Annotated in this window: 14 protein-coding genes and 6 tRNA genes; 18 read left to right on the top strand and 2 right to left on the bottom strand. The window is 60.7% G+C overall.

The features are described from left to right. Nucleotides 1-119: 119 nt before the first annotated feature. The 15 genes from lepA (at nt 120) to CLU90_RS08855 (ending at nt 10330) form a co-directional block, all read left to right on the top strand. On the top strand, nt 120-1910 hold the full coding sequence (lepA, locus tag CLU90_RS08925; protein WP_034749621.1) for a translation elongation factor 4: 1791 nt from the start codon (nt 120-122) through the stop codon (nt 1908-1910). Nucleotides 1911-1913: 3 nt separating this feature from the next. Next, nucleotides 1914-2831, top strand: a complete 918-nt coding sequence (lepB, locus tag CLU90_RS08920; RefSeq protein ID WP_092714695.1) for a signal peptidase I — start codon at nt 1914-1916, stop codon at nt 2829-2831. A 74-nt stretch (nt 2832-2905) separates the two neighbouring features. Further along, complete coding sequence (gene rnc, locus CLU90_RS08915) at nt 2906-3721, top strand: ribonuclease III (RefSeq protein WP_034749615.1); 816 nt, start codon at nt 2906-2908, stop codon at nt 3719-3721. Between the two features lies 1 nt (nt 3722). After that, on the top strand, nt 3723-4625 hold the full coding sequence (era, locus tag CLU90_RS08910) for a GTPase Era (RefSeq protein ID WP_046683972.1): 903 nt from the start codon (nt 3723-3725) through the stop codon (nt 4623-4625). 28 nt (nt 4626-4653) lie between these two features. After that, on the top strand, nt 4654-5496 hold the full coding sequence (gene recO, locus CLU90_RS08905; protein WP_092714697.1) for a DNA repair protein RecO: 843 nt from the start codon (nt 4654-4656) through the stop codon (nt 5494-5496). Between the two features lie 30 nt (nt 5497-5526). After that, on the top strand, nt 5527-6291 hold the full coding sequence (gene pdxJ / locus CLU90_RS08900) for a pyridoxine 5'-phosphate synthase (protein ID WP_092714699.1): 765 nt from the start codon (nt 5527-5529) through the stop codon (nt 6289-6291). Nucleotides 6292-6310: 19 nt separating this feature from the next. Further along, a complete protein-coding gene (gene acpS / locus CLU90_RS08895; RefSeq protein WP_092714701.1) occupies nt 6311-6706 on the top strand; it encodes a holo-ACP synthase in 396 nt (131 codons plus the stop codon). A gap of 24 nt (nt 6707-6730) precedes the next feature. Next, nucleotides 6731-8611, top strand: coding sequence for an excinuclease ABC subunit UvrC (gene uvrC / locus CLU90_RS08890; RefSeq protein WP_092714703.1), 1881 nt, complete (start codon nt 6731-6733; stop codon nt 8609-8611). Nucleotides 8612-8738: 127 nt separating this feature from the next. Next, a complete protein-coding gene (pgsA, locus tag CLU90_RS08885; protein ID WP_034749601.1) occupies nt 8739-9323 on the top strand; it encodes a CDP-diacylglycerol--glycerol-3-phosphate 3-phosphatidyltransferase in 585 nt (194 codons plus the stop codon). A gap of 209 nt (nt 9324-9532) precedes the next feature. Beyond that, nucleotides 9533-9608: transfer RNA gene (locus tag CLU90_RS08880), tRNA-Gly, on the top strand. A 92-nt stretch (nt 9609-9700) separates the two neighbouring features. Further along, nucleotides 9701-9776 (top strand) — tRNA-Gly (locus tag CLU90_RS08875). Nucleotides 9777-9847: 71 nt separating this feature from the next. After that, a tRNA-Gly gene (locus CLU90_RS08870) sits at nt 9848-9923 on the top strand. Nucleotides 9924-9978: 55 nt separating this feature from the next. Beyond that, nucleotides 9979-10054: transfer RNA gene (locus tag CLU90_RS08865), tRNA-Gly, on the top strand. Nucleotides 10055-10138: 84 nt separating this feature from the next. Next, a tRNA-Gly gene (locus CLU90_RS08860) sits at nt 10139-10214 on the top strand. A 42-nt stretch (nt 10215-10256) separates the two neighbouring features. Beyond that, nucleotides 10257-10330: transfer RNA gene (locus CLU90_RS08855), tRNA-Cys, on the top strand. Nucleotides 10331-10481: 151 nt separating this feature from the next. Here CLU90_RS08855 and CLU90_RS08850 read toward each other — a convergent pair. Further along, nucleotides 10482-11036 carry an inclusion body family protein gene (locus CLU90_RS08850; RefSeq protein ID WP_092714238.1) on the bottom strand — a complete coding sequence of 185 codons (555 nt, stop codon included), beginning with the start codon at nt 11034-11036 and terminating at the stop codon, nt 10482-10484. Nucleotides 11037-11494: 458 nt separating this feature from the next. Here CLU90_RS08850 and CLU90_RS08845 point away from each other — a divergent pair, with 458 nt between their 5' ends. Next, complete coding sequence (locus CLU90_RS08845) at nt 11495-12982, top strand: SulP family inorganic anion transporter (protein WP_092714240.1); 1488 nt, start codon at nt 11495-11497, stop codon at nt 12980-12982. A gap of 33 nt (nt 12983-13015) precedes the next feature. Further along, on the top strand, nt 13016-13468 hold the full coding sequence (locus tag CLU90_RS08840; RefSeq protein WP_100427713.1) for a hypothetical protein: 453 nt from the start codon (nt 13016-13018) through the stop codon (nt 13466-13468). Between the two features lie 25 nt (nt 13469-13493). Here the strand turns inward: CLU90_RS08840 and CLU90_RS08835 are convergent, their stop codons facing one another. After that, nucleotides 13494-15209: a methyl-accepting chemotaxis protein gene (locus CLU90_RS08835; RefSeq protein ID WP_100427712.1), complete on the bottom strand. Its 1716-nt coding sequence runs from the start codon at nt 15207-15209 to the stop codon at nt 13494-13496. A 382-nt stretch (nt 15210-15591) separates the two neighbouring features. On the opposite strand from CLU90_RS08835, the gene CLU90_RS08830 reads away from it, so the two are divergent. Then, complete coding sequence (locus CLU90_RS08830) at nt 15592-17742, top strand: TonB-dependent receptor (RefSeq protein ID WP_092714247.1); 2151 nt, start codon at nt 15592-15594, stop codon at nt 17740-17742. Nucleotides 17743-17974 lie beyond the last annotated feature (232 nt).

The raw sequence follows: 17974 nt of genomic DNA, 5'->3' as shown, positions 1-17974 counted from the left end.
GCATGCAGATGTCCTGCTCGGAGCGCTTTTTTTATCATGAGCGGGGCGCCGGGTTTGGCCCGGGCATGATCCCCTTGATTCCTGTTAAGCAGTGTCGTCACTCGCACATATATTAGTTAATGAACAACATACGCAATTTCTCCATCATCGCCCATATTGACCACGGTAAATCGACCCTGGCTGACCGCATCATTCAATTGTGCGGCGGCTTGTCCGACCGCGAGATGGAGGCGCAGGTGCTCGATTCGATGGATCTGGAGCGCGAGCGCGGCATTACCATCAAGGCGCAAACGGCGGCCCTGCACTACAAGGCCCGCGATGGCCAGATCTACAACCTGAACCTGATCGATACGCCGGGCCACGTCGACTTCAGCTATGAAGTGTCGCGCTCGCTGTCGGCGTGCGAAGGCGCGCTGCTGGTCGTGGACGCGTCGCAAGGCGTGGAAGCGCAAACGGTCGCCAACTGCTACACGGCGCTGGACCTGGGCGTGGAAGTGGTGCCCGTCCTGAACAAGATCGACTTGCCGAACGCGGACCCGCCGAGCGCGATTGCCGAGATCGAAGACGTGATCGGCATCGACGCCGGCGACGCCGTGCATTGCTCGGCCAAGACGGGCTTCGGCGTGCTGGACGTGCTCGAACAACTGATCGTCAAGGTGCCGCCACCGAAGGGCGACCCCGATGCGCCGCTGCAGGCGCTGATCGTCGACTCCTGGTATGACGCCTATGTGGGCGTGGTCATGCTGGTGCGCGTCATCAACGGCACCCTGAAACCGAAAGACAAGATTCGCCTGATGGCCACCGATTCGGTGCAACTGGTGGAAGACATCGGCGTGTTCTCGCCCCGTTCGCAATCCTTGCCGCAATTGTCGGCAGGCCAGGTGGGCTTCATCATCGCCGGCATCAAGGAATTGAAGGCGGCGAAAGTGGGCGACACCGTCACCCTGGCCAACCGTCCCGCCGCCGCGCCATTGCCTGGCTTCAAGGAAGTGCAGCCGCAAGTGTTCGCCGGCCTGTTCCCCGTGGAAGCGAACCAGTACGACGCGCTGCGCGACTCGCTGGAAAAGCTGAAACTGAACGACGCGGCCCTGATGTACGAGCCGGAAGTGTCGCAGGCGCTGGGCTTCGGCTTCCGCTGCGGCTTCCTGGGCTTGCTGCACATGGAAATCGTGCAGGAGCGCCTCGAGCGCGAATTCGACATGGACCTGATCACCACGGCGCCAACCGTCGTGTATGAAGTGATCCAGCGCGACGGCACCATGATCAACGTCGACAATCCATCGAAGATGCCCGATCCGTCGCGCATCGAGGAAGTGCGCGAGCCTATCGTGACGGTCAATCTGTACATGCCGCAGGAATACGTGGGCTCCGTGATCACCTTGTGTATCGGCAAGCGCGGCATCCAGATGGACATGAGCTACCACGGCCGCCAGGTCAAGCTCGTGTATGAAATGCCGATGGCCGAGATCGTGCTGGACTTCTTCGACCGCCTGAAATCGACGTCGCGCGGCTATGCCTCGATGGATTACGAGTTCAAGGAATACCGCGCGGCCGACGTGGTCAAGGTCGACATGCTGATCAACAGCGAAAAAGTCGATGCGCTGGCCATCATCGTCCACCGTTCGAACAGCCAGTACCGTGGCCGCCAGGTGGCCGCCAAGATGCGTGAACTGATCCCGCGCCAGATGTTCGACGTGGCGATTCAAGCGACCATCGGCGCGAACATCATTTCGCGCGAGAACGTGAAAGCCTTGCGCAAGAACGTCTTGGCCAAGTGCTATGGCGGCGACATCAGCCGCAAGAAAAAATTGCTGGAAAAACAAAAAGCGGGCAAGAAACGCATGAAGCAAGTGGGTTCCGTGGAGATCCCGCAAGAAGCATTCCTGGCAATTTTACAAGTGGATGGTTAATCAATGAACCTGCAAGTGATTTTAGGAAATTTCGCTTTAATCCTGTTCGTGCTGATGGTGTTGACGGGCCTGGTCTGGTGCCTGGACGTGTTTTATCTGTCCAAGCAGCGCCGCAAGGCGGCCGACCGTGCCCTGGCCGAGTTCGATGCGCGCCAGTCCAAGCTGGCCGCCGAGGGCATCAAGTCCGATGCGGGCGGCAGCCGCGCCAGCATCGAGGCGGCCCTGTTGCGCCAGCCGACCTGGGTCGAGTACTCGGGCAGCTTCTTCCCCGTCATCGCGCTCGTGTTCTGCCTGCGCTCGTTTTTGTACGAGCCGTTCAAGATCCCGTCGAGCTCGATGGTGCCGACCTTGCTGGTGGGCGATCTGATCCTGGTGAACAAGTTCACCTATGGCATCCGTCTGCCCATCGTCAACAAGCGCATCATTGAAGTCAACGATCCGCAGCGCGGCGACGTGATGGTGTTCAAGTATCCGAAAGACATGTCGCAAGACTATATCAAGCGCGTGATCGGCGTACCCGGTGATAAAATCACCTATGAAAACAAGCGCTTGACGGTGAACGGCAAGGAAGTGGCGTACACGCCGCTGGACGACTACCTGGACGACGAAAGCACCGTGTACCACAAGCAGCTGGAAGAAAACCTGACGGGCGTCAGCCACCGCATCCTCAACGACGAGCCGGCTCCTACGTTGAACTTGCGCGAAGTGAAGGATTTTCCGCACAAGGAGGCTTGCGACTACAACGAAGACGGCTTCACGTGCGTGGTACCGGCAGGCAACTACTTCATGATGGGTGACAACCGCGACAATAGCGCGGACAGCCGCTACTGGGGCTTCGTGCCGAACGAGAACATCGTCGGCAAGGCTTTCCTCGTGTGGATGAACTTCAGCAATCCGAAAAGAGTGGGTGGCATACACTAAGCCGCCCGCATGGCTGTCGCGCCGATTCCCCGCGCGGCGGCCAGCCGAATTACTCAGATGACACAGAAACAACAATGAATCTTCAGCTATTGCAAACCCGTTTAGGCTATACGTTCCAGGATGCTGGCCTGTTGCAGCAAGCCTTGACGCATCGTAGCCACAGCAGTTTGCATAACGAGCGGCTGGAATTCCTCGGCGACTCCATCCTCAACTGCGTGGTCGCCTCCATCCTGTACGAACGTTTCAAGTCCATCGACGAGGGCGATCTGTCGCGCCTGCGCGCCAATCTGGTCAAGCAGCAGTCGCTGTATGAAATCGCGCAGAAGCTGGAATTGTCGCAATTCTTGCGCCTGGGCGAAGGCGAACTGAAATCGGGCGGTTTCCGCCGTCCTTCGATTCTCGCCGATACTCTCGAAGCCTTGCTCGGCGCCATCTTCCTCGATACGGGTTTCGATGCGGCCAGCACGGTGATCCGCGCTTTCTACATCCCCATCCTTGATTCGGTCGATCCGCAAACCCTGGGCAAGGATGCCAAGACCCTGCTGCAGGAGTTTTTGCAAAGCAAGAAAATTTCGCTGCCACAGTACAACGTGGTGGCCACCCACGGCGCCGCCCACAGCCAGGAATTCGAGATCGAATGCCTGGTGCCGAAATTGAACATCCAGGTCTACGGCCGTGGCGGAAGCCGCCGCGCCGGTGAGCAAGCCGCCGCCAAACTGGCGCTGGACGTGGCCGAGCAGGCGCTGCTGAAGTCGCCTGCCGCCAGCCGCAAGCCCAAACCGCGCGCCGCCCAGCTCAAGCTGGCCGGCATTGCCACCATCCAGAGCGACGACGCGCAAGCTCCTGCAGCCCCGGCGATCGCCGCTCACACTAAACAGAATCGACACTAGCATGACAGCCACCAAAATGCCCGACAACTTCCGCTGCGGCTATATCGCCATCGTGGGCCGCCCCAACGTGGGCAAATCGACCCTGATGAACGTGCTGATCGGCGCGAAGGTCAGCATCACTTCGCGCAAGGCGCAAACGACGCGCCACCGCATCACGGGCATCCAGACGGTGCCGGACGCGCAGTTCATCTACGTCGACACGCCTGGCTTCCAGACGCGCCACTCGAACGCGCTGAACAAGACGCTGAACAAGACCGTCACCAACACCCTGATTTCCTCGGACGTGATTTTGTATGTGATCGAGGCGGGGACGTTTGGCCCGGCCGACCAGCAAGTGATGGACCTGCTGCCGAAGGAAGTGCCGTGCATCCTCGTCATCAATAAATCGGACCGCGTGAAAGACAAGGCCGTGCTGCTGCCGTTCGCGCAAAAGGTTGCCGCCATGCGCGACTTCGCCGCCATCGTGCCTGTCTCCGCCAAGCTGCATTTCCAGCTGGAAGGCTTGCAGAACGAAATCAAGCGCTTCCTGCCGGAAAACCAGCCGATCTTCGGCCCGGACGACATCACGGACCGCAGCGAAAAATTCCTCGCCTCGGAAATCGTGCGCGAAAAACTGTTCCGCTTTGTCGGCGACGAACTGCCGTACACGAGCACCGTGCTGATCGAGAAATTCGAGCAGGAAGGCGATCTGCGCCGCGTGTTCGCCGCCATCCTCGTCGAGCGCGATACGCACAAGTCCATGATCATCGGCAACAAGGGCGCGCGCCTGAAGGAAGTGTCCACCCAGGCCCGCCTGGATATGGAAAAGCTGTTCGGCGGCCCCGTGTACCTGGAAATCTGGGTCAAGGTCAAGTCGGGCTGGGCCGACAACGAGGCGGGCTTGCGCGCCTACGGCTACGAGTAATCCGCAACCCGGGGGCGACGCCACACGCATGAGCACCACCACGCCAGCGCTGCACGATCCTGCGCCAGCCTCCATCGTTGTCCCTGCGCCGGCGGCCATTGCGCCGCCGGCCGCAACTGCCGCATCCGCCGCGCCCCGGCGCAGCCGTCCGCCCGCGCGCGACGGCAAGGTCACGGGCCAGCCCGCGTTCGTGCTGCACAGCTATCCGCATAAAGAAACCAGCCTCATCGTCGACGTGTTTACGCGCGAGTACGGCCGCATCGCGCTCGTCGCCAAGGGCGCCAAGCGTCCCCATTCGCAGTTGCGCGGCGTGCTGCAGACCTTCCAGCCCCTGCAGGCCGGCTGGACGGGCAAATCCGAATTGCGCATCCTGACGGGCGCCGAGTGGGTGGGCGGCATGCTGCCGCTGGAAAAGACCGCCTTGCTGTGCGGCTTTTATCTGAACGAATTGCTGGTGAAATTGCTGGCGCGCGACGACCCGCATCCCGTCCTGTTCGACCACTACGTTGCCACCTTGAATCAACTGGCGCACAATGAGCCGGCGCCCATCGTGCTGCGCAAGTTCGAACGCGCCCTGCTCAAGGAAACGGGCGTGGCGGCCGACCTGACGCGCTGCACGGGCACGCGCCAGGCCGTCGATGCGGGGCAGGTCTATGTGGTCGACCCGGAGCGGGGGCCGCGCCCGGCGCGCGCCGCCGACGCCTGGCCCAGGATCACGGGCAAGACCCTGCTCGACATGGAGCGCGAAGATTATCTTGACGCGGCCACGCAGGCGCAAAGCAAGCTGCTGATGCGCTTTTTGCTGGCCCATCAACTGGGAGGCGCCACCTTGAACACGCGCCAGATACTGATCGATTTAATGCAGCTGTAATAGACTTCAGCACTTTACGGACACCATCATATGAGCTTTTTGCAGCCTTCCGGCCCCGTCATCGACCTGGGCGTCAATATCGACCACGTGGCCACCTTGCGCAATGCGCGCGGCACCGCGTATCCGGACCCGATCCGCGCGGCCTTGCTGGCCGAGCAGGCGGGCGCCGACGCCATCACCCTGCATTTGCGCGAAGACCGCCGCCACATCAAGGATGCGGACGTGATCGCCATCGCACCGCAATTGCTTACACGCATGAACCTGGAAGCGGCCGTGACGCAGGAAATGATCGACTTCGCCTGCCGCATCAAGCCGGCGGACGTCTGCCTAGTGCCGGAAAAACGCACGGAAGTGACGACGGAAGGGGGGCTGGACGTGGTGCGCTACTTCAAGGAAGTGCAGGCGGCCGTGCAGCAATTGCAGGGCGAGGGCATCCGCGTGAGCCTGTTCATCGATGCGGACGAGCAGCAGATCGCCGCCGCTGCCGAGCTCGGCGCGCCCGTGATCGAGCTGCATACGGGCCGCTACGCGGACACCGAGGGCGCCGAGCAATTGGCGGAGCTGGAACGCATCAAGGCGGGCGTGCTGTTCGGCGTGGGCCGCGGCTTGAAGGTTAACGCGGGCCACGGCTTGCATTACACCAATGTGCAGGCGATTGCCGCCATTCCCGATATTGCGGAACTGAATATTGGCCACGCCATCGTCGCGCATGCCGTGTTTGTCGGCTGGGAAAACGCCGTGCGCGAAATGAAGGCCATCATGGTGGCCACGCGCCTCGGGCACAGCGCCTATTAAGCGATAGCAAGGAGGCAGCATGATCTACGGCATCGGTACCGATATCTGCAAGATCCCGCGCATCGAGGCGGCCCTGGCGCGCCATGGCGAGCGCTTCGCGAAAAAGATACTGGGACCGCAGGAGCTGGAAAAATTCCGCGCCCGCAGCGCCAAGAATGCCGTGCGCGGCGTGCGCTTCCTCGCCACGCGCTTCGCGGCAAAAGAAGCGTTTTCCAAGGCCATCGGCCTGGGCTTGCGCATGCCCATGACGTGGCCCGCCGCGCAGATGCTGAACCACCCGAGCGGCAAGCCGATGATCGTCTGCAGCGGCGTGCTGGCCGAATTCATGGAAAAACACCGCCTGAGCGCGCAAGTGACGATCAGCGATGAAGAAGAGTATGCGGTCGCGTTCGTGATCGTGGAGCAAGCAGTGTAACTATGATTGCGCAATGAGCCAGCAATGACTGAAGCAATATCCGACCTCAATTCCACAGAAACGCCGCCCGATCCGCGCGCGCAGGTGCTGGCCACCGTCGCCAAGCTGCCGAACCTGCCCGGCGTGTACCGCTATTTCGATGCCGCCGACAAGGTGCTGTACGTGGGCAAGGCGCGCGACCTGAAAAAGCGCGTCTCCAGCTATTTCCAGAAGAACCTGGCCAGTCCCCGCATCGCCATGATGGTCGAGCGCATCGCGCGCCTGGAAACGACCGTCACGCACAGCGAGGCGGAAGCGCTGATCCTGGAAAACAATCTGATCAAGGCGCTGCAGCCGCGCTACAACATCCTGTTCCGCGACGACAAGTCGTATCCGTATTTGAAAATCACGAATGGCGATGCGCCGCGCATGGTGTATTACCGGGGCGCGGTGGACAAGAAAAACCAGTATTTCGGGCCGTTCCCCAGTTCCTGGGCCGTCAAGGAATCGATGCAGATCCTGCAAAAGGTGTTCCTCATCCGCACCTGCGAGGACAGCGTGTTTGCGAACCGCACGCGGCCCTGCCTGCTGCACCAGATCGGCCGCTGCAGCGCGCCGTGCGTGGACTTGATCAGCAAGGAAGACTATAAAAACGACGTGGAAAACGCGGCGCGCTTCCTGCGCGGGCGCCAGAGCGAAGTGCTGGCCGACCTGGAAAAGAAGATGCATGCGTTTGCCGCCGAGCTGAAATTCGAGCAGGCCGTGGTGGTGCGCAACCAGATCGCGTCGCTGTCGCGCGTGCTGCACCAGCAAAGCATGGAAACGACGGGCGACGCCGATGTCGACATCATCGCCGTGCTGGTCCAGGGCGGGCGCGCCTGCGTCAACCTGGCCATGGTGCGCGGCGGGCGCCACCTGGGCGACCGCGCCTACTTCCCCAGCCAGCTCAGCGATGCAGCGGCGATTGCCGAGGAAGCCATCGAGGTGGAAGTGCTGGCCGCCTTCCTGGCCCAGCACTACACGGAAAAATTCATCCCCGGTACCCTGATCCTGAATGTCGAATTCGACCAGCCGGCTTTGATGGTGGCGCTGATGGAGCAGTGCGGCCACCGCATCAACCTGATTTTCCAGCCGCAGGGACAGCGCCGCCAGTGGCTGGAACTGGCACAGAAGGGCGCCGAGATTTCGCTGGCGCGCTTGTTGTCGGAGCAGGGGTCGCAGCAGTCGCGCACGCGCGCGCTGGCCGAGGCACTGCGCCTGGAAACGGAAGACCTCGACAGCCTGCGCGTCGAGTGTTTCGACATCAGCCATACGCAGGGCGAGGCGACGCAGGCGTCGTGCGTCGTGTTCCACCACCACGCCATGCAGAACGGCGAATACCGCCGCTACAACATCAACGACATCACGCCCGGCGACGATTACGCGGCCATGCGCCAGGTCCTGATGCGCCGCTACGAAAAGGTGGCGAATGGCGACGGCGTGATGCCCGACGTGGTCTTGATCGACGGCGGCAAGGGCCAGATCGAGATGGCGCGCCAGGTGTTTGCCGAGCTGGGACTCGATATCAGCCTGATCGTCGGCGTGGCCAAGGGGGAAGGGCGCAAGGTTGGCCTGGAAACCCTGCTGTTTGTCGATGGCCGCGCGCCGCAGGAACTGGGCAAGGAATCGGCGGCCCTGATGCTGATCGCGCAAATCCGCGACGAGGCGCACCGCTTTGCCATCACCGGCATGCGCGCCAAGCGGGCCAAGACGCGCCAGACGTCACGCCTGGAAGAGATCGAAGGCATCGGCGCCAAGCGCAGGCAAAAACTGCTGTCGCGCTTTGGCGGCTTGCGCGGCGTCGTCGACGCCAGCGTCGAGGATCTGATGTCGGTGGAAGGCATTTCCACGCAACTGGCGGAAGAGATCTACAAGCAATTACATTGATGGATCAGTGGCCTGCTCCGGCGCTGCGGCAAGCGGACTAGGCTAATACCTTGGGGCCATGTAGACTAGTGGCGCTTTCTTCACGCTTTCTTCATGTTCAATTTACCCGTCGGCCGATTGCTCTCTTATGCCTTTTAATATTCCCATCCTTCTGACCTGGCTGCGCGTGGCCCTGATACCGCTCGTCGTCGGCGTGTTTTATTTACCGCCGTCGATGCTGCTGCATGGCGACCAGAACCTGGTCGCCACCCTGGTCTTCATCGTTGCGGCCGTGACCGACTGGTTCGACGGCTTCCTCGCGCGGCGCTGGAACCAGACGTCGGCCTTCGGCGCCTTCCTCGATCCGGTCGCCGACAAGCTGATGGTGGCGGGCGCCTTGCTGGTGCTGGTGCAGCTGGACCGTGTCAATGCCGTGCTGGCCTTCATCATCATCGGCCGCGAAATCACGATTTCCGCGCTGCGTGAATGGATGGCGCAGATCGGCGCCTCGAAATCGGTGGCCGTCAGCTCGATCGGCAAGATCAAGACGGCCGCGCAAATGACGGCCATTCCCTTGCTGCTGTACCACGAAGTGATCTTTGGCGCGATCGACACCCACGTGTGGGGCGAGAAGCTGCTGTGGATCGCCTGCGTGCTGACCGTGTGGTCGATGTTCTATTACCTGCGTCTGGCGTGGCCGCTCATCAAGGAAAAGGCCGGCAATCTTCATTGAAAGGGGTCGTACCCTTCGGGTGCGACCCCAGCATTTTTGCCTTTGGGTTGGGCTATTTCAGCGCCGTATACAACCCTTGAGCAAAGACCGGGGTCAGACTCGACGGGACTCGGCGTCCTCGTCTGACCCCAAATATTTTGCAAAAGACCAGATATTGCCCGTTGACAGCCCCTGTAATCCCTCTATAATGCTGGCCTGTTGTTGATGACGCGGGAGTAGCTCAGTTGGTAGAGCGCAACCTTGCCAAGGTTGAGGTCGAGAGTTCGAGACTCTTCTCCCGCTCCAGTTTTCTGGATCGTGTCATAGGTAAAAACAGCGAATGCAGTAAAAAGTAGTACTGGCGATGTAGTAGAGCTTCTGATACAATGTTGTCCACTGCGGGAGTAGCTCAGTTGGTAGAGCGCAACCTTGCCAAGGTTGAGGTCGAGAGTTCGAGACTCTTCTCCCGCTCCAGTGAACACTGGATCAGCAGTAAGGCAGCACTGGTAAACGGTAGTAAAAAGCAGTAAAATAGCGGTTCGTATGCGGGAGTAGCTCAGTTGGTAGAGCGCAACCTTGCCAAGGTTGAGGTCGAGAGTTCGAGACTCTTCTCCCGCTCCAGCGATAGCTGAAGCAATGCAGCAAGATGGCAGTAGCAGAAAATAGAAGCTCCAATGCGGGAGTAGCTCAGTTGGTAGAGCGCAACCTTGCCAAGGTTGAGGTCGAGAGTTCGAGACTCTTCTCCCGCTCCAGAATTCTAAAGGGAAGCTAAGCTGGCTTCCTTTTTTTATCCGCTTGCATCAGCAAGCGTGATTAAGCGGTAAACAAGCTCCAATGCGGGAGTAGCTCAGTTGGTAGAGCGCAACCTTGCCAAGGTTGAGGTCGAGAGTTCGAGACTCTTCTCCCGCTCCAGTTTTCAAGGTGGGCCGCAAGGCGCATCCAAGCAGTTCCTCTGGCGAGGTAGCAAAGAGGTTATGCAGCGGCCTGCAAAGCCGTTTAGACGGGTTCGATTCCCGTCCTCGCCTCCAGATGCAGCGTATGTGATACATGCGTAGATAAAAAAGCCCACTTCGGTGGGCTTTTTTTCGCTTGTGGCGAGGTTCCGGCGTATCTCTGCGCCGGCTGCAGTCGGCGGTCATTAAATAAATGGTTTATATTTATTGGGTTTCCGGGAAATGACTAACCGACAGTAATCTGTGGATCCCAATAAAAATAACCATACAGGCTTTGCGTCTGGCCATCGTCATTCAGGCTATATACGGCAATATAAACGTAGAAATTTTCCGTGCCCGATTTCGATACCTGCGCCGTGAAATTGGAAAAATTGCGCGATTGCTGCACGGCCGGCAAGCCATTCGACGAATCCGTATTCGGCACGGCCGCATTTCTGCGTGTAATGGTATTGGAAACAAAGGTATTGAATACCTTATCGCCATTCCAGTAATTGATGCCGTAGACAATGACGGCCGAATCGGCATTGTCATAGATGGAAGCGCCGGTGAACGAGACAAAGTCGCCCACATTGGCCTTGAAACTCAGGTCGGCCGTGCCTTGCCCGCTATTGATGCCGCGCGGGTCGGTGGCAATCATGTACTGGCTCGTATGCGCCAGGCCCACAGGCTTGGTCTGGTCGGGACTCGTCTGACGTGGATGCTGGGCCATGATCAGATCGGTGTCTATTACAACGAGAATGTTGATTGTAATATTACTGGCATATAATTGCGCGTCGGTCATGATTCCTCCTGAGTTTTCCTACTCGTCTGGCTTTTCGGATACGCCCCGTTTTTTAATGTGGTCAACAGTCTCCACCACTGCTGAGTAGAATAGTGGAGAAAATTGAATAGATACTCTCCAATTGAAACGGCGGAGATTATTTAAAATATTCCAATTAAATTGTTTTTATTTTGAAATAAAATTATTGGAAACATTATTTGCTTGCCGGTGTCCGCTCCCGCTGCGCGCTGCCGCCGCGTCCATCGGGCCCGGCTGCATCTTGTATAATGTCCGCAGGCTCGGCCGCGCCGCATGGCGCTGCTGAATCTTCCTCTGTCCGCCAATCCCATGTAGTCACCGACGATTTTCCTCTCCGTGCGACCTCGGCATGGCTTCGTTTTGACGACCGCTGGCATGGCTGCGCCCGATGACTGTGCATCGCGCGCGCATTTCGCTGTTCCGACCCTGGATGTGTATCAATGATCAACGCAACTTTTCGGGACGAGTGGTTCTCGAACATACAAAAAAACGTCCTGGCGGGTCTGACCACCTCATTCGCGCTGGTGCCCGAATGCATCGCCTTTGCCCTCGTGGCGCAACTCAATCCCTTGATGGGCCTGTATGGCGCCTTCATCATTTGCGCGTTGACGGCCATCTTTGGCGGGCGGCCCGGCATGATTTCGGGCGCGGCCGGTTCCATGGCCGTCGTCATCGTCGCGTTGGTGGCCCAGCATGGCGTGCAATATCTGCTGGCGACCGTCGTGCTGAGCGGCATGCTGATGGCGCTGTTCGGCATCTTGCGCCTCGGTAAGCTGATCCGCATGGTGCCCCATCCCGTGATGCTGGGCTTCGTGAATGGCCTGGCCATCGTCATCGCCTTGGCCCAGCTTGAACATTTTCGCCAGGCCACGCCGCAAGGCGAGGCTTGGCTGCAAGGCACGCCCTTGTACGTGATGAGCGCGCTGGTACTGCTCACCATGGCCATCGTCTACGTGCTGCCGCGCATCACGAAGGCCGTGCCGCCCGCGCTGGTGGCCATCCTGGGCGTGGGCGTGCTCGGTCATTTCTTGCACCTGCCCACGCGCACCCTGGGCGACCTCGCGCATATCGCGGGCGGCTTGCCGGCCCTGCATTGGCCCACGGTGCCGCTGGACATGGCCACCTTGCACATCATCTTCCCGTACGCGGCGCTGATGGCCATGGTGGGGCTGCTGGAAACCTTGCTCACCTTTAATCTCACGGACGAGATGACGGAAACGCGGGGCCAGCCGAACCGTGAATGCATCGCCCTCGGCGCATCGAACGTCGTCTCGGGCCTGTTTGGCGGCATGGGCGGTTGCGCCATGATCGGGCAGACGATGATCAACCTGAGTTCGGGCGGGCGCTCGCGCCTGTCGGGCGTGACGGCCGGTGTGATGATCCTGCTATTCATCCTGTTCCTGTCGCCCTTGATCGAACGCATCCCGCTGGCCGCCCTGGTCGGCGTGATGTTCGTCGTGGCGCAGCAGACGTTTGCCTGGGGTTCCTTGCGCGTGCTGGGCAAGGTGCCGCTGCAGGATGCGCTGGTGATCGTCGCCGTGACGGTGATCACGGTGTTCACGGACCTGGCCTTGGCCGTGCTGTGCGGCATCGTCATTGCGGCCCTGAATTTCGCCTGGCAACATGCGCGCGACATGCGCGCCGACATCGATGACGCTGGCGCGGGCGTGCGCGTCTACCTGCCGCATGGCACCTTGTTTTTCGCCTCGACCACGCATTTCCTGGAATTGTTCCGGACTGCGGCCGACCCGGCCCGCGTCATCCTCGATTGCCGGCACCTGCACATGGCCGACCACTCGGCCATCGCCGCCATCGAGGTCCTGTATGAGCGCTATGAAAGGGCGGGCAAGCACCTGCAGGTGACGCATCTGTCCGCCCGCAACCAGGCCTTGCTGCAGCGGGCCGGTGTCGATGTGAGCGTGGCGTAAAATAGATGATTGTTGAATGTCTGTGGAGTGTGAATGCTGTCGTACGAACAAGAGCAATTATTGCAGCAAAGCCAGACGGCTTTTGATGCCTACTATGACGCGCTGGGCGCTTCGCTGGTGAATTTCGTCGAGCGCCTGGGCATCCAGCCGGCGCACGAAGTGCTGACCAACGCGGCCGAATACCTGCCGTACATCGATGCGGCCATGCGCACCATCGTCATCCGCGACGAGAGCTGGCAATGGGTGAAAACCATGCTCGGCTACTTTATCGGGGAATACTTCGTGCAAGGCCATGCGGGCTGCTGGTATGTGGAAACGCGGGCGGAATCGCCGCATTTCTGCCGCACCATGGTGGGCGGTTTCGAGCATGGCTTGCCGCTGGATGCCGCCATCGATCCGGAGGCGCTGGCGCTGGAATTCCTGGGGCAGTCCGTGCCGCGCAAGCTGGCGGCACTGATCGCCCAGGCGCAAGCCCGCGCGGCTTGATGCCGCAGGGCTTGCTGAATCAGATTTAAAACTCTTCCCACTCGCCTTCGGCAGGCGCCGTCGCCTTGCTGCTGGCGCGTGTCGCGGGCAGGCGCAGGGCAGGGGCCGGGGCTTTGCGGGCTGGCGCGGCCGCAGTTGTCGGCGTGGCCGGCGCGCTGCGCTGCGCCGTTTTCACGCTGAAACGGTCGGTTGCCGCCGCATTGGCCTCCAGGCGGAAGACGCTGACTACCTGCGCCAGTTCGCTCGCCTGTTCCTGCATCGCTTCGGCCGCTGCCGACGCTTCTTCCACCAGGGCCGCATTTTGCTGGGTCACCTGGTCCATTTCGGAAATGGCCTGGTTGACTTGCTCGATGCCCGCGCTCTGCTCTTCGCTGGCGTTGCTGATCTCGCTCATGATGGAGGTGACGAAGCCGATGCTTTGCACGATTTCTTCCATCGTCTTGCCGGCCTTGTCGACCAGGTCCGTGCCCACGTCGACTTTTTGCACGGAGTCGTCGATCAAGCCCTTGATCTCTTTTGCCGCCGCCGCCGAGCGCTGCGCCAGGTTGCGCACCTCGGTGGCCACGACGGCGAAGCCACGGCCCTGTTCGCCGGCGCGCGCCGCTTCCACGGCCGCGTTCAGGGCCAGGATGTTGGTCTGGAAGGCGATGCCGTCGATGACGGAAATGATGTCGACGATCTTCTTCGACGAAGTATTGATCTCGCCCATGGTGGCGACCACTTCGGCCACCACGGCGCCGCCGCGGCTGGCGATGCCGGCCGCGTCGCCGGCCAGTTTATTCGCCTGGCGCGCATTGTCGGCGTTCTGTTTTACTGTCGAGGTCAGTTCTTCCATCGACGAGGCCGTTTCTTCCAGCGAACTGGCTTGCTGCTCCGTGCGGGACGACAAGTCCTGGTTGCCGGCGGCGATTTCGGCCGATGCCGTGGCGATGGTGTCGGTGCCGCTGCGCACCTGGCCCACGATGCCGACGAGGCTGTCGTTCATGGTTTTCAGTGCATGCATCAGCTGGCCCGTCTCATCGCGGCCTTGCGCAATGATGGTGCTGGTCAGGTCGCCCGCTGCCACGGTTTCCGCCACTTTCACGGCAGCGCGGATGGGGCCGGTGATCGAGCGCGTGATCCACCACGCGAAGCCGATGCCCATCAGCACGGCCAGCACGCCCATGGTGATCAGGAAGATGCGGGTGCCGCTGTAGGCTTCGATGATGCTGTTGCCGACGCCGTCGGCCGCCTTGATCTGCATGGTGGCGAAGCGTTTGACTTCGGCCAGGTAAGCCACGGTGATCGGCGCGACTTCCTTGTCGAACACGACTTTGGCGCCCGCCATGTCGCCGTCGGCCTTCATCTTGAAGGCGCGCGCGCGCGTCGTCACATAGTCGGCGCGCACCTTGCGCACGACCTTGAATTGCTCGATCACGGCCGGGTTGAGCAGGGAGGCGACGATGTCGTCCTGCAGCTTGCTGGAACGTTCCGCATCGACCTTCAAGTCTTCCTCGATCTTGGCGCGCACGACAGGATCGGTGATCTCGAACGAGGCGACGCCGCGCACGCTGTTGAGTTCAATGATCTTGGACCACTCGGCCACCATGCGCTGGTTCTTGATGCTGGTATTGATGAGGCGGTAAGTCAGGTCGCTGGCCGTTTGCATGCGCACGAGGGCGGTGACGGTCAAGGCGGCAAGCAACAGCAATACGACAGCAAAGCCGACGCCAAGTCGGCTGCCGATGTTCAGGTTTTTCATGTAATTCCTAACAGTTTAATAGTCATGATCGCCGCCGCCAGCAGGGGCGGACAGGCGCCGCAAGGCGCAGGGGATCGGGGTCTTCGGGTGCCGCATGATGGCTGTGCGGCGCGCCGCGCTGAGCGTGGCGTTGGAGGTGAAGCAAGGGGCTTGCCGGTCAGACTGACCGTAGCCCAGCAAGCCGCAAGTATAGCATTGACGCAGAGAAATAGTTTTTCAAAGCAATTTTAATTATTTTTTGATATTAATTTCATGTTGCTTTTTTACATCAAGTCCCTAGTCCATAAGTACTATCACTTACATTCATCCTTACTTTTCCCCTTTAGGGCTGATAAAATACTAATGATAATCATTCGTATTAAAACATCGACCAGGGAATTGTATGCAGCAACGTCGCACACCAGGATTCAAACCGATCACCATCGCCGTACTGGGCGCCTTGACCTTGGGCGCCACGCCATTGGCGGCCTGGGCGCAGGAAAGCTTGCCCGCCGTCACCGTGACGGCGTCGAAGGACAAGGATGGCTATGTCGCCGCCACCTCGGCCAGCGGCACCAAGACGGAAATGGCCTTGCGCGACGTGCCACAGACGATCAACGTGGTGCCGGCCGCCGTCATCCGCGACCAGAACGCCATGTCGATTCAGGACATCATGAAGAACATCCCGGGCGTGGGCCTGTCCACGGGCGACGGCCAGCGCGACCAGGTATTCATCCGCGGCTTCACGGCCATCGGCGACCAGTTCGTCGACGGCTTCCGCGATGACGCGCTGTACTTCCGCGACCTGTCGAACGTCGAGCGCCTGGAAGTGATCAAGGGTCCGGCCGCCGTGCTGTACGGCCGCGGTTCCTCGGGCGGCCTGGTCAACCGCATCACCAAGAAGCCAGGTATCGATATCACGGACCTGGCGCTGAGCCTGACGAACACGAAAGGGCGCCGCGGCGAAGTCGACGTGGGCCGCGTGGGCGAGACGGTGGACTGGCGCTTCACGGGCGCGCGCGAATTGTCGGACAGCTACCGCGACCAGCAATTCATCAACCGCACGGCGCTGTCGCCTTCCGTGGCCATCCGCCTGTCCAGCGCCACCAAATTGCTGCTGCAGGGTGATTACCTGGAAGACCGCCGCCTGACGGACTTCGGCATCCCGTCCTATCACGGCCGTCCCGTCGCCGTCGATGCGCGCACCTATTTTGGCGCCGCGAACGCCCGCGACGCGGACTTCAGCCAGTCGCGCGTCGTCTCCACGGCCGCCACCCTGACGCACAAGTTCAGCGATAGCTTGTCGCTGCGCAATGCCTTCCGTTATTACGACTATCACCTCGACCGCAACAACACGAATATTTCCGGCAACGTCAATGAAGTCAAGGGCACGATGAGCCTGGGCCACGCCAAGCTGAACCGCGACGAGAGCGGCTGGTTCAACCAGACGGAACTGACGCAAAAGCTGGTCACGGGCACGGTGCGCCATGAAGTGCTGTACGGCGCCGAGTTCGGCAAGCAAAACAAGGATGCGTCGAGCTGGGCCTCGACCGTCGTGGCAACGAACGTATCGATCTTCCATCCCGTCCTGCCGCAGGTCAACCGCAGCAAGCTGGGCGCGCGCAGCGATACCTTCGGTACCTACGATACGTCCGCCGCCTACGTGCAGGACGCCATCAGCTTCAGCGACGAGTGGAAGGCGCTGGCCGGCCTGCGCTACGACCGCTACAAACAGCAGTCGCGCCTGGCCAATGCGCTTGGCGTGACGACGGCGGACCTGTCGCGCACGGATTCGGCCTACAGCCCGCGCGCCGGGCTCGTCTGGCAACCGAGCGCCGTGCAATCGTACTACGCGTCGTGGAGCCGCTCGTTCCAGCCGAGCGGCGAAAACTTCGCCCTGGCCGCGAATAATGCCGACTTGTCGCCGGAAACCACGCGCAACACGGAAGTGGGCGCCAAGTACGACCTGTGGGGCGGCCGCGCCAACGCCACCGTGTCGCTGTTCCGCCTGGAGCGCGACAATATCAAGACCAGCGACCCGATCACGAACCGCATCGTGCCCGTCGGCACGCAGCGTACGGATGGCCTGGAACTGACCTTCAATGCGGACTTGCACGATGGCTGGAAGATGATGGCCGGCTATGCTTACCTGGACGCCACCATCACGGATTCCATCGCCGTCGACCGCAGCGTCAATGTGCCGGGCACGACGACGGCCAGCGCCGTCGCCATCAAGGGCAAGCGCGCCACCCTGACGGCGCGCAATACGGCCAACCTGTGGCTGACGAAAGACCTGGGTCACGGCTTCACGGTGGGCGGCGGCGCGAATGCCGTCGGCAGCCGCTTCGCCAATCCGGGCAACACCGTCGTGCTGCCAGGCTACGTGACGGCCGACGCCATGGCCGCGTACCGCACGGGCCGCTATGAAGTGCAGCTGAACGTCAACAATATCGGCGACACGCGCTACATCGTGTCGGGCCACGGTTCCAGTCCGAACCTGAGCTTGCCGGGCGCGCCGCGCAACGTGGCGCTGACCTTGCGCTACAGCCTGTAATTTTCACCCCCCCCCAAAAAAACCCGCTTGCGAGCGGGTTTTTTCATGGTGGCTAGCGATGTGCAAGTTCGCCGGGCAGGCTGGCGTTGATTAGAGGGAACATTCGCTATCGTCAAATTAATATTGACTAAAGGCAATTTTCTCCAGCGGACTGAGCCTTCATTTGGTTTGAGGGGTAAAATGATGTCATACGGCACAGGCATGGTGCTTATATCTTGGTGATATGACACGA

Source organism: Janthinobacterium sp. 67 (assembly GCF_002797895.1).
Lineage (GTDB): Bacteria > Pseudomonadota > Gammaproteobacteria > Burkholderiales > Burkholderiaceae_D > Janthinobacterium.
This window is presented reverse-complemented; position numbering and strand designations above follow the sequence as displayed.

What these genes read in the sequence shown, in the direction of transcription:
- lepA (WP_034749621.1), top strand. Translation starts at nt 120, where the DNA reads ATGAACAACATACGCAATTTCTCCATCATCGCCCATATTGACCACGGT.
- lepB (WP_092714695.1), top strand. Translation starts at nt 1,914, where the DNA reads ATGAACCTGCAAGTGATTTTAGGAAATTTCGCTTTAATCCTGTTCGTG.
- rnc (WP_034749615.1), top strand. Translation starts at nt 2,906, where the DNA reads ATGAATCTTCAGCTATTGCAAACCCGTTTAGGCTATACGTTCCAGGAT.
- era (WP_046683972.1), top strand. Translation starts at nt 3,723, where the DNA reads ATGACAGCCACCAAAATGCCCGACAACTTCCGCTGCGGCTATATCGCC.
- recO (WP_092714697.1), top strand. Translation starts at nt 4,654, where the DNA reads ATGAGCACCACCACGCCAGCGCTGCACGATCCTGCGCCAGCCTCCATC.
- pdxJ (WP_092714699.1), top strand. Translation starts at nt 5,527, where the DNA reads ATGAGCTTTTTGCAGCCTTCCGGCCCCGTCATCGACCTGGGCGTCAAT.
- acpS (WP_092714701.1), top strand. Translation starts at nt 6,311, where the DNA reads ATGATCTACGGCATCGGTACCGATATCTGCAAGATCCCGCGCATCGAG.
- uvrC (WP_092714703.1), top strand. Translation starts at nt 6,731, where the DNA reads ATGACTGAAGCAATATCCGACCTCAATTCCACAGAAACGCCGCCCGAT.
- pgsA (WP_034749601.1), top strand. Translation starts at nt 8,739, where the DNA reads ATGCCTTTTAATATTCCCATCCTTCTGACCTGGCTGCGCGTGGCCCTG.
- CLU90_RS08850 (WP_092714238.1), bottom strand. Translation starts at nt 11,036, where the DNA reads ATGACCGACGCGCAATTATATGCCAGTAATATTACAATCAACATTCTC.
- CLU90_RS08845 (WP_092714240.1), top strand. Translation starts at nt 11,495, where the DNA reads ATGATCAACGCAACTTTTCGGGACGAGTGGTTCTCGAACATACAAAAA.
- CLU90_RS08840 (WP_100427713.1), top strand. Translation starts at nt 13,016, where the DNA reads ATGCTGTCGTACGAACAAGAGCAATTATTGCAGCAAAGCCAGACGGCT.
- CLU90_RS08835 (WP_100427712.1), bottom strand. Translation starts at nt 15,209, where the DNA reads ATGAAAAACCTGAACATCGGCAGCCGACTTGGCGTCGGCTTTGCTGTC.
- CLU90_RS08830 (WP_092714247.1), top strand. Translation starts at nt 15,592, where the DNA reads ATGCAGCAACGTCGCACACCAGGATTCAAACCGATCACCATCGCCGTA.